Source organism: Phaeobacter cretensis (assembly GCF_047372505.1).
GTDB lineage: Bacteria > Pseudomonadota > Alphaproteobacteria > Rhodobacterales > Rhodobacteraceae > Phaeobacter > Phaeobacter cretensis.
The window spans coordinates 2,868,904-2,882,031 of sequence record NZ_JBKBEU010000001.1 but is presented as its reverse complement, the minus strand read 5'-3'; the positions used below and the strand labels follow the sequence as shown (position 1 = coordinate 2,882,031).

The window sequence follows — 13,128 nt, the reverse complement described above, 5'->3', positions numbered from 1 at the left end:
ACGAAAGTTCGTATTCTGGAAAGCACTTGTAGGGACGTCAGCCTCTCCTTCAGGCAGCATTTACCCCGCGTGCCAGCTGATACCGCTATATTGCTCTGCATTTAGAATGTGGAATTCTCAAGTAGGCTGAGACAGCCAACTGCGAGATATTGGACATACGGTCCATCAAGATTGCTCTGACGGGTAAGTCGGGCACAGATGCTATCGCCGCAGTTTTGGCCCTGTTGCGCCGAGCCGCGAGGCTGACCACGCTTAGCCCAGATGATAGCCGCGGAATTCCTTTACCGTGGATACTGCCAGCAACGTCTTCATCTGGGCAACCGATGGAATCTCGGACAATCGATTACGATAGAGGTTCTCATAGGCCTCTGTATTGCTCGCAGCTACCCGCATCAGATAGTCGAACTCCCCCGAAATGAGATGACATTCCAACACCTCTGGCATATGGGCAATCGCACTCTCAAAGGCTTTAATACTCTCACGCTGCTGGCTGACCAGCTTGATTTCGATGAAAATCTGTAGCTCGAGACCGACTTTTTTTCGATCGAGCCGGGCGGCATATCCTTCGATCATACCATTGGCTTCCATCAGCTTGACACGGCGGTGACACGCGGACAAAGACAACCCTACTTTTTCTGATAGGCGAGCCATTGATAACTGACCGTCCTGCTGCAAGGCGGAAAGAATACGGGTATCAAGCGAATCCATCGGAAATTTTCCCAAACAAGGAAACTCACCCACATATTTTTCCGAAATATTCCTGATATGCAAGGAAATCGATAACCTTTCCTATCAAGTGCGCGCTAAAATTGAGACACTTCGTTGCAGGGATGACGTTAACCAAGAGGAGGGGCAGATGGCCTCAAAAATCGTAGTAGGCTACGACGGCAGCAGGAGCGCGCGCACCGCGCTAAATTTTGCGCTGGACGTGGCAAAGGCACAGGGCGGCAGCATCGTTGTCGCGCATGTTCTGGAGTGGTCTCCGTATTCTTTTCTTTCTGCATCTGAGCTGGAAGAGCGCCACAAGCGACGTACAGAAGAGCTGGAACGCGCAAATACAGCGCTAATTCAACCGCTGTTAAAAGACCTGGAAACCAGCGGCGTGAACGTCACTGCGACCGTGAAATATGGCAACATTGCTGAAGTGCTTGTGACAATTTCCAAATCCGAAGGTGCAAACCATCTCGTGATCGGACGCACAGGCCATTCTGCACTGTCGTCGCGCCTTTTTGGTTCCGTAGCAGGCAGCCTGGCACAGGCCGCACCGGTACCGGTTACCATAGTCCCATAACTGATCGACGGGGGTCATCATGAACATATTATCCAAAGCGGCTGTGCTCGCCGTTCCCGGTGCCTTTGCGCTATCGGGCCCACTGATGGCACAGTCCATTGATCAAACGGTCAATGAGCTGTTTGCCAGTTCCACCGGCTGGTTTGTCAATTTCATCTTCAGCCCATTTCCTGGAACCAGTTTTCCGTGGATCGTGGCGTGGCTGGTGGTTGCGGCAACAATTTTCACCATCTATTTTGGACTGATCCAGTTCCGTGCCTTCCCGCATTCCATCTCGCTGGTTAAAGGCGACTATTCAGACCCGAATGACGCGGGCGAGGTCAGCCATTTCCAAGCGCTCGCAACAGCGCTTTCAGGCACAGTTGGCCTTGGTAATATTGCCGGCGTTGCTGTTGCGGTAGGGATCGGTGGACCGGGGGCAACCTTCTGGATGGTCCTTGCAGGCCTAATGGGCATGGCGTCTAAATTCACCGAATGTACGCTGGGCGTAAAATATCGCAATGAATACCCGGATGGCACCGTCTCTGGTGGCCCGATGTACTACATGACCAAAGGCTTTGCCGCGCGAGGCTTGCCAGGCGGCAAATTCATGGCGGTTCTGTTTTCGATTTTCTGTATCCTCGGAGCCTTGGGCGGCGGCAATATGTTCCAAGCTAATCAGGCACATGCGCAGCTGACCAATGTGTTGGGCGACTATCCCGGCTGGATCACCGGCGTCATTTTTGCTGGTGTCGTATTCGCAGTGATTATCGGTGGCCTGAAGTCAATTGCCAGCGTCACGGAAAAAGTGGTGCCGTTCATGGGTGTGCTCTACGTGCTGACCGCACTCGTGATCATTCTGCTGAACTTTGACAAAATCGGTTGGGCCTTCGGCCAGATCTTCGATGGTGCCTTTACTGGTCTTGGCGTTGCTGGTGGCATGGTTGGCGCTCTGATACAGGGCTTCAAACGTGCCGCATTCTCGAACGAAGCGGGCGTTGGTTCAGCAGCAATTGCCCACTCAGCGGTGCGTACCAAAGAGCCGATCACCGAAGGGTTTGTTTCACTCTTGGAGCCATTCATCGACACCGTGGTCATCTGCACCATGACAGCCCTGGTGATCATCATCACTGGTCAGCTGGTCAGTGATCCTGAAACCGGGCTCTATGTGCTGAACGAGGCAGGGAGCGCAATTCAGACCGTTGATGGCAACTCAGGCGTGGCGTTGACTTCTGCAGCGTTCTCTTCATCGTTCGGTTGGTTCAAGTACATACTAGCCATCGCTGTGATCTTGTTCGCCTTCTCAACCATGATCAGCTGGTCCTACTACGGCCTCAAGGCTTGGACGTTTCTGTTTGGCGAAGGCAAGACTACAGAACTGGTATTCAAGGTGATTTTCTGCCTGTTTGTCATTGTCGGCGCAGCCGCTAGCCTTGGCCCGGTCATCGATTTCTCTGATGCCGCAATCTTTGCTATGGCGGTGGTCAATATCGTGGCGCTTTACTTCCTGATGCCCATCGTAAAAGGCGAGCTGAACAGCTACATGGCGCGCCTGAAAATCGGTGAAATCAAGAAATACCAATAAGACAAAAGACCCGGCTGCAATTGGTAGCCGGGTCCCTAAAGACTGCCGCAGATACTCGCGTTGATTAACCTGCCTTGGCCTGCTCAGGAGACAACAGGACACGCGCTTCATGGCTACGCAATGTGCGCCGTGCTGTTGGAAATGCCCTACCCATGGTCACCAGTTCAGGAAAGAGATTGATCAACTCTGATCTCTGGGCCTCGTCCATGCCTGCCAGCGTCAGGTCCCCAGGCTGAAAGCTCTCACTCCAGGCACCATCCACACAGACAATTTCATGGTGATCGAACAAGAGATGAATATAGGTCACGTCCAGTGCCCGGGCGCGGCGAATATTGCGGTCATTAATCAGATGAACCGCAGCCACCAAAACTTCGTTTGATCCGAACAACAATTCAGCACGGCTGCCGGTCAGCAACATCCGGTGCTGTGGCGAAACCGTCAAATCCCGGTTGGGCACGTTTTCTGCACCATCGTTACCCAGCGCCCCAGCTTCGATGACGATTGGCTGGAACTGCGGGCGCCGCGCGAGATCGGCAGTATTGATTGTCCGGCGCGCAGTCCAGCGCACAGTCTGCGGGCCGCCGTCGCGTGTCAGTACACGGTCACCAACTTCCAAGTCCTCAACCGCAACAGTTCCTTCCGGTGTCAGAATACGACTACCCGGCGTGAAGCAAGGAATGACCTCTTCTATGTTGGCGAAGTTCAGTGTGCCAATCAGATCGCCATTGTTGTCTACGACCTCAACCCGACCGTCCTCACGGTCGGCACTGGTATAGATGATCCGAATGTTGCCCATGTCTTTTAGCGCGGAGACATCAAGGCGATCATAGTCGTCGCCGCCTTCGCCGCCGTCGATGCTATCGCCGTTTCCACCAAGGAACAGATCTCGATCATCACCGCCATCAAGGGTATCAGCGCCAGAGCCACCAATCAGCGTATCTGCGCCACTCCCGCCTTTGATGTCATCATCGTCGCTACCGCCATCGAGTGAGTCATTCCCCGCTCCACCACTCAGTTGGTCATAGCCCTCTTCTCCCAACAGCGTGTCATTGCCCACGCCGCTGTTCATCACGTCATCACCTAGGCCACCTTCCCCGTAGAAGGACGATCCTGCAGAACCGCCGTCCAGAAAGTCGTTGCCCTCATCCAGGTAAATGCTGTCAGAATCCTCAGAGACGCCGATAAAGACCAGATCATCCCCGGCGCCGCCGTGAATTTCGTCGTTTCCTTGACTGCCTGCCAGGGTATCGTTGCCGTCGCCGCCCCAGATTGTATCGGTACCTTTGCCCCCGATCAGGGTATCCTCACCAGCTTCACCGTAAATAAGGTCATCTTCATCGCGACCAAAGACATGGTCGTTGCCTTCGCCGGCATGGATCAGGTCGTTGCCATAGAGACCTTCGAGTTGATCGTTGCCATCGCCGCCATAGATCGTGTCATCGCCGTATCCGCCAGTGATTGTATCATTGCCCGCGCCGCCCTCTACGGAATCATCCCCGGTACCGGCGTCAACCGAATCGTTGCCGTCTCCTGCCAAAACCGTGTCATTGCCACCACCTGCTTCAATCACATCATCCTGTGACTGGTCAGCGGCATCATTGTTGTCGACACGGTCGCCCTCTGGATCACCCATATAGGCGACATCAATGACTTCTCCGTCATCAGTGCCCTCAACAATGTAGTCAAGCTCGGGCGGGATGGTGAAGGTCAAGTCAGACAGCCCAGCGCCGCCCGAAATACTCGCATCTTTACCGTTGTCATAGGTCACATCCATCTGCGAGATCGGGCCGTCGATAGACACCCCGATATTGACAGCTGTGCTCCCTTCCCCTTCGACCGAGACCGTGCCATCAGGGTTCACCGTAACTAGATGATGCGTCAGGCCAGTCAGCCCGGCGATCACATCAGAGGCAGGGATCAATGTACCGTTTTCGTCCAGAAAACGAAGCGTCAATTTATCGTCATGCAAGTTGCCGTTGGAATTTACGTGTTCCAACTCAAACTGCAGATCAGTCACAGGGTTAGAAAACCCATAGCTGGCAGTAATCGGCTCACTGACGCCAAAGGCCCCAAAACTTGAAACACCATAGCCATCTTGCGAACTGTCCCACGCCCCCGGCGTAAAGATACCGTTTACGACGGTAGAGTTCCCGCCTTCACTAAGGGTGGTTGAGCCGCTTTGCGCGGTGCTGTTTACGCCGGTCAGCCAGACCGCATTATCAAGAATGGCCATGAGTCATATCTACCTTGTACCAAACACCCACCGCCGTGAGACCAAAGCCCTCCATGACTGCTGATAGGTTCGGCAGTTTGGTTGGAGATATCGGCATCATGCTCTCGCCTGTACGAAGTTGAAACGCGCAGGGCAGTTAAGGTGCACATATCCAGTACTCACTCGCTAACCTTAAAAAATGCTCAACACGGGACCTGACCAAAGCCAGGACATGACGATTTTGAGGTGAGAATATGGCAGGTCGCTTAGAGAGCGCCAAAATGAATGATTTTCAAGACGTATTAGCTTTGATTTTCTATATTAAAATCAATAGCACACACGCAAAAATACGGTTAAAGTGCCGTTAAGCAGCACTGAGGCGAACTCGATAGCTGCTCAATAACAATGTAAATAGTTAACAGGGACAAATAGCATGCTTCAGGAATTCAAAGATTTCATTGCCAAGGGCAATGTGATGGACATGGCTGTCGGCATCATCATCGGTGCTGCTTTTACCGCAATCGTTAAAAGCCTGGTTGGTGATCTGATCAATCCAATCATTGGCCTCTTCATGGGTGGTATCGATTTCACCAATTCCTATCTTGTGCTCTCCGGAAGCGTACCGGAAGGAGCCAGCTTGGAAGCTGCGCGCGAGGCAGGCGCTGCCGTCTTTGCCCACGGAGCCTTTATCATGGCGATCATCAACTTTCTGATCATCGCATTCGTCGTGTTTATGCTGGTGCGCTATGTGAACCAGGTCAAGGAGGCCGCGGCGCGTGAAGAAGAAGCCGCGCCCGCCGAAGAGACACCTGCAGGGCCAACTGAAATTGAGGTTCTGTTGGAAATCCGTGACTCGCTGAAACGCTAGTCAGAGTCAGGCCAACTTCCCGGGTTACAACCACCTCCAGGTCGGTCTATGCCCCTACCCAGTTCACCGGTGACGTTCTGTCATCGGTGATTTTTATTGATACGATACAACAGCAAGGAACACGCAATATCATGGAACAATGGATCGAACAGCTGGGCGCGCTCTGGCCATTGCTGATCAGCGCTGCAAAGGCCCTTGTGGTACTCGTCCTGGGGTGGATTGCCGCTGGTGTCATCAGCGGTGCAGTCCGCCGCCGTATTAACGCCACACCAAATTTGGACAAAACGCTAGGCAATTTTGCCGCCAGTGCTGTGCGCTGGGTACTGCTGGCAATGGTCATTATTGCCATCCTCGGGATATTCGGCATCGAAGCCACCAGCCTGGTCGCCATGCTTGGCGCTGCGACCCTGGCGATTGGCCTGGCCCTGCAGGGCACCCTGAGCGATCTGGCCGCAGGTGTGATGCTGGTACTGTTCCGCCCCTATAAATTGGGCCAGTATGTCGATGTTGGCGGTACAGCAGGGACCGTGGTGGATCTCAATCTCTTCGTTACCGAGTTGGTGACACCTGACAACGTGCAGATCATCATTCCAAACGGCCAAGCCTGGGGCGCTATAATCACCAACTACTCCGCCCACGACACCCGACGTGTTGATATGGTGTTTGGCATCGACTACGGCGATAGCGCCGACAGCGCCAAAGAGGTCATCCTGTCACTCGCCGAAGCCGACCCCCGCGTCATGGCAGATCCTGCTCCTTGGGTGCGCGTCACCAATCTTGGCGACAGTTCGGTCGACCTGACTGCACGCTTGTGGTGCAAAGCTGCAGACTATTGGGAACTGAAATTCGCAATGACCCAGGCGGTAAAGGAAGCCTTTGACGATAAAGGCATCTCAATCCCCTATCCACATAGCGTGGAAATCAAGAAAGAGGCTTGAGCCTTCGACAGCTGCCCCATTTATCAAGATGGGGCAGCTGTCTCGTGTTTAAGGCAACGTCAATCTAACGGACAATCGGTCTGGTCATCACCAGCGATAGTTCACCACGATAGCACGCTTCATGGCTGGCCTTATAACCCTGTTTCTCAGCCACTTTGACCGAGGCCGCATTCTCCTGATCAAGGAGACAACAGGTGCTGGTCCAGTCGGTTTCGATCTTCGCCCATTTATGCATGCGCTGAACAGCTTCTGTGGCGTACCCCGCCCCGTGCTCTGCGGGCATCAAGGCCCAGCCTGCTTCGGGTACCGACCCGAGAGGCGGGTCTATATCGCGTTGGTAGTCCGCAAATCCGACGGTTCCGATGTAACGACCGTCTTCTCGTAGAGTCACGGCCCAATAGCCAAAGCCAAGCGCCTGCCAATGGCCGATATAGCGCAACAATCGGGTCCATGTTGCCTCGCGATTAGCTGGGCTACCGATGGTATGGCGCACCACCACAGGATCCGCCCACAAGGCCGCCAGCACGTCAAAATCTTCCAACACGTAAGGGCGTAAGATCAGCCGATCACTCGTCAGTGTCGGCCCAATCACGTCGGCAGGCTCCCGTTCAGCACATAGCGTAAGATCTCGACCACTTGTTGAGGTTCTTTTGCCACGGCCAAGGCAGCGGCATGCACTTCCTTCAGCGCGTGTTGATGCTCATCCTGTGACAGAATAATAAGCGACTTGCCAAGCGCGGCAGCATACCCCGCATCAAATGCCGCGTTCCACTGTTTGTATTTTTCACCAAACCGCACCACAACAATATCAGCATCTGCCAATCCCTTGCGGGTCCGCATTGCGTTGACCATCGCGCCCTTATGATCGTGCCAGTATTTGTTTGGCTCAGCACCAAGAATTGCCACACCACAGTCATCACTGGCGTCATGATCCGTTACCGGGCTGGCAAAACACACATCCAACCCCTCAGCTCCGCCAATAATCTGTTCCCGCCAATCAGTGTGAATTTCACCTGAGAGATATACATTCAATGTCACGAAATGTCCTTTCTACACCGGCAACATACTTTCGCAGACCATCTATCTGTCCACACCTGATCTGTTGCTGGTCTCGCCTAATGTTCCCTGCCGTGGCCATGGGCTTTAACCCCATCAGCCAGCGGGCAGAGTATCCACCAGTCGAAACAATCCGTCCACCTGCTTCGGTTAGCGCCGCCGAGCTACGATATAGCGACCTGGGGTGGAGACCGGGTAATTTCCAGTCTCTATGATTTCAAACCCAGCCTGTTCTATCGATGTTTCCAGCTCTGCTATGCTCAGAAAATACACATTACTTGGGGCCTTTCCCACCAAGCGCAGCACCGGAATCAAAACCGAATACATCCAATAAGTAAAACTGCCACGCGCCTCACCCAGGCACGGTGTCTTGGAGACAAACAGCTTTCCGCTTCGCACACGCGCAGCCACGGCGGCGAGTGCCGCATCAAGATCCGGTAAAAGATGTAACAGGTTGAATGCCATCACCACATCGTAGGGGCCGTCAGGCAAAGCGTCGTCGCTGCAATGCTGGAAGGTCACATTCCCGACGCCAGCATTCGCGGCTCTGTCGCCTGCGATACTGAGCATACCGCTCGACATGTCAGTCGCCGTGATCTTCGACACCGCGTCAGACAATGTGATAGCAGTCGACCCGGTGCCGCATCCAACCTCCAACACACTGTCATCAGCCTTCAGATAGGATCTCGTACGCGCCAATGTGTATTGATAGGCAGCCTCATCCTTGATTGTGGATTTGGCGTATTTGGGGGCAATCTTGTCCCAGAAACCGGCATCAGTTGTCATTGTTACTCTCCATGAATGGCCACAGTGTACCTATGCAAGAAGCGATGATAAATTGCCGAAATTCGCAGAATGGTTATACGTATTTGTATGGATAACACTGATTGGAATCATATCCGTGCCTTCCTCGCTGCCGCCGACGCTGGCTCCCTGTCTGCCGGGGCGCGAAAATTAGGCCTGACCCAACCAACCCTGTCCCGTCAAGTGGCTGCGCTTGAGGCGGGCTTGGGCGTACTCCTTTTCGAACGATTGGGTCGCAGCCTCGCTCTGACCTCGGCTGGACGGGATTTACTGAGCCATAGTCGCAAGATGGGCGAGGCGGCAGAGGCCCTATCACTGGCTGCTACTAGCCAGACACAGGCCATCGAAGGTACTGTCCGCATAACCGCCAGCGACATCATGTCTGCTTATGTGCTTCCGCCTGTTCTGCGCCAGATCCGTCAACGCGCGCCGGGACTGACCATTGACGTGGTGGCAGCCAACGACATTCGTGACCTGATGCGGCGTGAGGCCGATATTGCCATCCGGCATGTACGCCCCGAGCAACCAGAACTGATCGCCCGATTGGTGAGAGAAGCCCACGCCCATTTCTATGCAGCCTCAAGCTATCTAGGGCACCGTGGTCATCCGGCATCGGTCAAGGACATGCCCAACCATGATTTTGTTGGGTTCGCGGATGTGGAACGATCCATAGACTTTATGGCCCCTCATGGCATCCACCTGACAGCTGACAATTTTCGGATCAAATCAACCAGCAGCCTTGCCGCCTGGGAACTGGTTAAAGAAGGCTTTGGGATCTGCCTGATGATGGAAGAGGTGGCAAGTGCAACACCCGGCATAGAACGGCTATTGCCAAAACTCGCTCCGATCGTCTTTCCAGTTTGGTTGACCACACACAGAGAGCTACACACAAGCCGTCGCATCCGGCTGGTTTTCGATCTTTTGGCAGAGTTTCTTACCCAGAAATGAAAAACGCACCCGATGACGGGCACGTTTCTGAAACATTAGGTTCTACGGGCCGTACGTGTACAGCCCGGTTGCTCAACCGCGCAGGGTACCGCCTGTGGCTTTGGTAACCTTGGTCACGATCTTGGCGCTGACGGCTTCGATATCCTTCTCAGTCAGTGTCTTATCGCTCGGTTGCAAGCGCACTGTGATGGCGAGAGATTTGTTGCCCTCTCCTAGGCTGCCGCCGATGAATTCATCAAAGACACGCACATCGTCGATCAGCGCCTTATCGGCACCAGCTGCCGCATTGACCAATGTCAGTGCCTCGACATCATTCGCCACAACAAAAGCAAAATCGCGCTCAACCGCCTGCAGGTCGCTTTGGGTCAATGCGCCACGATTTGCACCTGAATTGCGCGGCATGGGCACCTCGTCGGGCCAGATGGTAAAGCCCACCGCCGAGCCTTTGATCCCCATCTCACTCAGAACTTTTGGATGTAGTTCACCAAAGACACCCAGCACCTTTTTGGGCCCCAGACAGATTTTGCCGTGACGCCCGGGATGCCACCAGGATTGCGCCCCACGCAGGATCTGAACTTTGGCAGGCGCGCCGATGGCGGCCAGAACCGACTCGATGTCCGCCTTAGCGTCAAAGGTATCAACGGCACGGCTTGCGCCATGAACGTCTTTGGGACCATTGCGGCCGACCAAGAGACCGGAAACAAGGTTATGCTGCTCGCCCGGCTCCCCGCCATGGAATGCGGGTCCAACCTCGAACAGCGCCAGATCCATGAACCCGCGAGCCTGATTGCGCGCAGCGGCCTGAAGCAGACCAGGCAACAAGGCCGGGCGCATATGCGACATCTCAGACGAAATCGGGTTGGCTAACATGGTGGCATCGTCGCCACCTCCGAATAGCGTCGCTGAAGCCTTGTCAATGAAGGTATAGCTCACAACCTCATTGTAGCCGAGGCTAGCGCAGGTGCGCCGTGCAATCTGCTGACGGCGCTGCTGTTGTGTCATTACCGGCGAAGGGATACCATCCGTCAAACGCGGCAGTGGCTTGCCTTCCAGCTTGGTCAGCGATGCAATACGTGCCACTTCCTCAACCAGATCAGCTTCGCCCATAACATCCGGACGCCAGCTCGGAACATGTGCCATGTTCCCTTCCAGACGGAACCCCAAGCGGGTCAATGTCTGGCGTTGTGCAGACTCTGGGATGTCCATCCCGACGAGAGACTGAACCCGCTCCGGATCCAGCTTATAGGCACGCGCATAATCAGGCACAGCACCTACGGTCACAACATTCGACGGCTCACCGCCACAAAGATCAAGGATCATACGCGTGGCATGGTCCAGACCTTCGCGGGTGTATTCAGGATCAACGCCGCGCTCAAAGCGGTAGCGCGCATCCGAGTTGATCTTGAGCGCACGACCAGTGGTGGCGATTTGCACGTGGTCCCAGAACGCGCTTTCGAGGAAGACATCCGTTGTCGCCTCGGTACACCCGGTATTAGCCCCGCCCATAATGCCGCCAATGCTCTCTGGGCCATTGTCGTCAGAAATGACCATCTGGCCCGTGGCAAAGGTGTATTCCTTGTCATCCAGAGCGGCCAGAGCCTCGCCGCCTTCTGCACGGTGGATGCGCAGATTTCCCGCAACCTTGGCGGCATCGAACACATGTAGCGGACGGTTCTGATCAAAGGTGAAATAGTTAGTGATATCCACCAATGTGGAAATCGGGCGCAGACCAATGGCCATGAGACGATCCTGCAGCCATTGTGGGCTGGGGCCATTTTTGACACCACGGATCAGGCGACCGGTGAACAGCGGGCAGCCGTCCAGCGTATCTTCCGCAATCTCTGCCTTGATCGGACTGTCGTAACCACCTTCCACTGGTGTGATATCGATCGGTTTCAACGTACCCAGGCCACGTGCGGCCAGATCCCGCGCGATACCGCGAACACCAAGCGCATCTGGCCGGTTTGGGGTAATCGCGATTTCGATCACGGTATCGACCTTAGCCGCATCATTTTCGGCAAGCCAATCAACAAAACGATCACCAACGTTGCCCGAGGGCAGTTCGATAATGCCATCGTGTTCGTCCGACAACTCCAGCTCACGTTCGGAGGCCATCATGCCATAGCTTTCGACGCCACGGATCTTACCGACGCCGATCGTTATATCGAGACCGGGGATATACATCCCTGGTTTGCAGACCACGACCGTGATGCCTTCACGCGCGTTCGGCGCACCGCAGATGATCTGCATCTCGCCTTCGTCGGTATCTACCTTGCAGACCCGCAGCTTATCCGCATCGGGGTGTTTCTCGGCATGCTTTACATAGCCCAGCGTGAAATCCTTGAGACGGTCCGCGGGGTTAGAAATCCCTTCAACCTCAAGTCCCAAGTCTGTCAGCGTTTCGGTGATGTCCTCGACGGACGCCTCTGTGTCGAGGTGGTCTTTCAGCCAAGAAAGAGTGAATTTCATCGGTCCGGTTTCCTATGGCAAGCCATGCATGTTTCAGCAGGCAATGACAAAGAATGCCCGCATGTGCAAGCCTTGCCACCTCCGAGAGCCTAAGGATAGCTGGGGGTGAGACCCAAAAGCTCATCAAGCTGCCGCCCAATCCAGCCGTGTGGAATAAAATGACCGCCAGGGTGTAAATCCAATACAACAGCGCCCTGATCGCAGGTCCACGTGGTACGCGACAGCGTCAGGAAACTACGCGCCTGCCAGTCGCCACGTGGCTCACTCTCGCTACAGCCCAGCTGCCTGCGCCATAACGCCACCGGATATGTCACATCCCCACCCGGCCCTACCGGGAAATCCATCACTGTATCCGCCAATCCATGCACATGGCGCACCTCTTCAGGTGCCTCTTCGCAGGTCTCAGATTGGTCAATGCTACCAGCGACAGCCAAGAGCGCCGCCACATCCTTTCCGCTGTGGCAGGCATAGCGCCACGCCATCGCAGAGCCATAGGAATAGCCCGAAACAAAGATACGCGCGGCATCGACAGGGTAACGCTTGGCCACATCCGCCAGTACCGCATCGGTAAAGGGTACGTCTTCGGTGCCTGCCGTCCAGAAATTCCAACTCTTGGCACGACCGTTTGGGGTTACCAGCAAGACACCACGCCGCTTGGCCGAGGCCCCGACCCGATCAGAGCGCTGTGCATGTTTTCCCGTCCGCGACCATCCGTGAAAATGCAGCAGAACCGGTAAAGGCGAGACGCCGTTCCAGCCATCGGGTTCCAACACGTGATAAGACCGTTCGCCCAACGCACAGGCCAGATCTGCGCCGCAAGAGGCGTCGTTGCCCTTCCATGGCCCCATCGCGAGGGCGGAGGAAGCGGTCAGGGCCGCAACAAGAGGCAGGAAAAGTAGCACCATTTCCCGACACTAACCAACGTTAGCGCCTTGTCACGTCACATATTTGTGGGAAAATGATCGAATTCGCCCTTAA

The 13,128-nt window shown here is 54.9% G+C and carries 12 protein-coding genes; 5 read left to right on the top strand and 7 right to left on the bottom strand.

All coding sequences use genetic code 11. The features are described from left to right. Positions 1–252 precede the first annotated feature (252 nt). The gene (locus ACEWZM_RS13715; protein ID WP_414006963.1) at positions 253–708 is read right to left on the bottom strand and encodes an Lrp/AsnC family transcriptional regulator; all 456 of its coding nucleotides are present in this window, start codon (positions 706–708) and stop codon (positions 253–255) included. A 148-nt stretch (positions 709–856) separates the two neighbouring features. On the opposite strand from ACEWZM_RS13715, the gene ACEWZM_RS13710 reads away from it, so the two are divergent. Beyond that, positions 857–1,291, top strand: a complete 435-nt coding sequence (locus ACEWZM_RS13710; protein WP_414006962.1) for a universal stress protein — start codon at positions 857–859, stop codon at positions 1,289–1,291. Positions 1,292–1,310: 19 nt separating this feature from the next. After that, positions 1,311–2,855, top strand: coding sequence for an alanine/glycine:cation symporter family protein (locus tag ACEWZM_RS13705; protein WP_414006961.1), 1,545 nt, complete (start codon positions 1,311–1,313; stop codon positions 2,853–2,855). 64 nt (positions 2,856–2,919) lie between these two features. On the opposite strand, the gene ACEWZM_RS13700 is transcribed toward ACEWZM_RS13705, so the two are convergent. Continuing rightward, entirely contained in the window at positions 2,920–5,088 is a 2,169-nt protein-coding gene (locus ACEWZM_RS13700; RefSeq protein ID WP_414006960.1) for a Hint domain-containing protein, read from the bottom strand. 412 nt (positions 5,089–5,500) lie between these two features. Between ACEWZM_RS13700 and mscL the strand changes: the two genes are divergently transcribed. Continuing rightward, positions 5,501–5,935, top strand: a complete 435-nt coding sequence (mscL, locus tag ACEWZM_RS13695) for a large conductance mechanosensitive channel protein MscL (protein ID WP_414006959.1) — start codon at positions 5,501–5,503, stop codon at positions 5,933–5,935. A 131-nt stretch (positions 5,936–6,066) separates the two neighbouring features. Further along, a complete protein-coding gene (locus tag ACEWZM_RS13690) occupies positions 6,067–6,873 on the top strand; it encodes a mechanosensitive ion channel family protein (protein ID WP_414006958.1) in 807 nt (268 codons plus the stop codon). Between the two features lie 64 nt (positions 6,874–6,937). Here ACEWZM_RS13690 and ACEWZM_RS13685 read toward each other — a convergent pair whose 3' ends face one another. The 3 genes from ACEWZM_RS13685 to ACEWZM_RS13675 all read right to left on the bottom strand — a co-directional run bounded on the left by ACEWZM_RS13685 (position 6,938) and on the right by ACEWZM_RS13675 (position 8,715). Further along, entirely contained in the window at positions 6,938–7,465 is a 528-nt protein-coding gene (locus ACEWZM_RS13685; RefSeq protein ID WP_414006957.1) for a GNAT family N-acetyltransferase, read from the bottom strand. After that, positions 7,462–7,911: a YtoQ family protein gene (locus ACEWZM_RS13680; protein WP_414006956.1), complete on the bottom strand. Its 450-nt coding sequence runs from the start codon at positions 7,909–7,911 to the stop codon at positions 7,462–7,464. The genes ACEWZM_RS13685 and ACEWZM_RS13680 overlap by 4 nt, the downstream gene beginning before the upstream one ends. A 168-nt stretch (positions 7,912–8,079) precedes the next feature. Next, positions 8,080–8,715: a class I SAM-dependent methyltransferase gene (locus ACEWZM_RS13675; protein WP_414006955.1), complete on the bottom strand. Its 636-nt coding sequence runs from the start codon at positions 8,713–8,715 to the stop codon at positions 8,080–8,082. An 87-nt stretch (positions 8,716–8,802) separates the two neighbouring features. Between ACEWZM_RS13675 and ACEWZM_RS13670 the strand changes: the two genes are divergently transcribed. Further along, positions 8,803–9,681, top strand: coding sequence for a LysR family transcriptional regulator (locus ACEWZM_RS13670; protein WP_414006954.1), 879 nt, complete (start codon positions 8,803–8,805; stop codon positions 9,679–9,681). Between the two features lie 72 nt (positions 9,682–9,753). Here the strand turns inward: ACEWZM_RS13670 and pheT are convergent, their stop codons facing one another. Both pheT and ACEWZM_RS13660 read right to left on the bottom strand, forming a co-directional pair. After that, on the bottom strand, positions 9,754–12,150 hold the full coding sequence (pheT, locus tag ACEWZM_RS13665; RefSeq protein ID WP_414006953.1) for a phenylalanine--tRNA ligase subunit beta: 2,397 nt from the start codon (positions 12,148–12,150) through the stop codon (positions 9,754–9,756). Positions 12,151–12,239: 89 nt separating this feature from the next. After that, positions 12,240–13,055 carry a CE1 family esterase gene (locus ACEWZM_RS13660; RefSeq protein ID WP_414006952.1) on the bottom strand — a complete coding sequence of 272 codons (816 nt, stop codon included), beginning with the start codon at positions 13,053–13,055 and terminating at the stop codon, positions 12,240–12,242. Positions 13,056–13,128: the final 73 nt, after the last annotated feature.

Excerpts from the sequence above, each read along its gene's own strand:
- ACEWZM_RS13715 (WP_414006963.1), bottom strand. The coding sequence starts at position 708 with ATGGATTCGCTTGATACCCGTATTCTTTCCGCCTTGCAGCAGGACGGT.
- ACEWZM_RS13710 (WP_414006962.1), top strand. The coding sequence starts at position 857 with ATGGCCTCAAAAATCGTAGTAGGCTACGACGGCAGCAGGAGCGCGCGC.
- ACEWZM_RS13705 (WP_414006961.1), top strand. The coding sequence starts at position 1,311 with ATGAACATATTATCCAAAGCGGCTGTGCTCGCCGTTCCCGGTGCCTTT.
- ACEWZM_RS13700 (WP_414006960.1), bottom strand. The coding sequence starts at position 5,088 with ATGGCCATTCTTGATAATGCGGTCTGGCTGACCGGCGTAAACAGCACC.
- mscL (WP_414006959.1), top strand. The coding sequence starts at position 5,501 with ATGCTTCAGGAATTCAAAGATTTCATTGCCAAGGGCAATGTGATGGAC.
- ACEWZM_RS13690 (WP_414006958.1), top strand. The coding sequence starts at position 6,067 with ATGGAACAATGGATCGAACAGCTGGGCGCGCTCTGGCCATTGCTGATC.
- ACEWZM_RS13675 (WP_414006955.1), bottom strand. The coding sequence starts at position 8,715 with ATGACAACTGATGCCGGTTTCTGGGACAAGATTGCCCCCAAATACGCC.
- ACEWZM_RS13670 (WP_414006954.1), top strand. The coding sequence starts at position 8,803 with ATGGATAACACTGATTGGAATCATATCCGTGCCTTCCTCGCTGCCGCC.
- pheT (WP_414006953.1), bottom strand. The coding sequence starts at position 12,150 with ATGAAATTCACTCTTTCTTGGCTGAAAGACCACCTCGACACAGAGGCG.
- ACEWZM_RS13660 (WP_414006952.1), bottom strand. The coding sequence starts at position 13,055 with ATGGTGCTACTTTTCCTGCCTCTTGTTGCGGCCCTGACCGCTTCCTCC.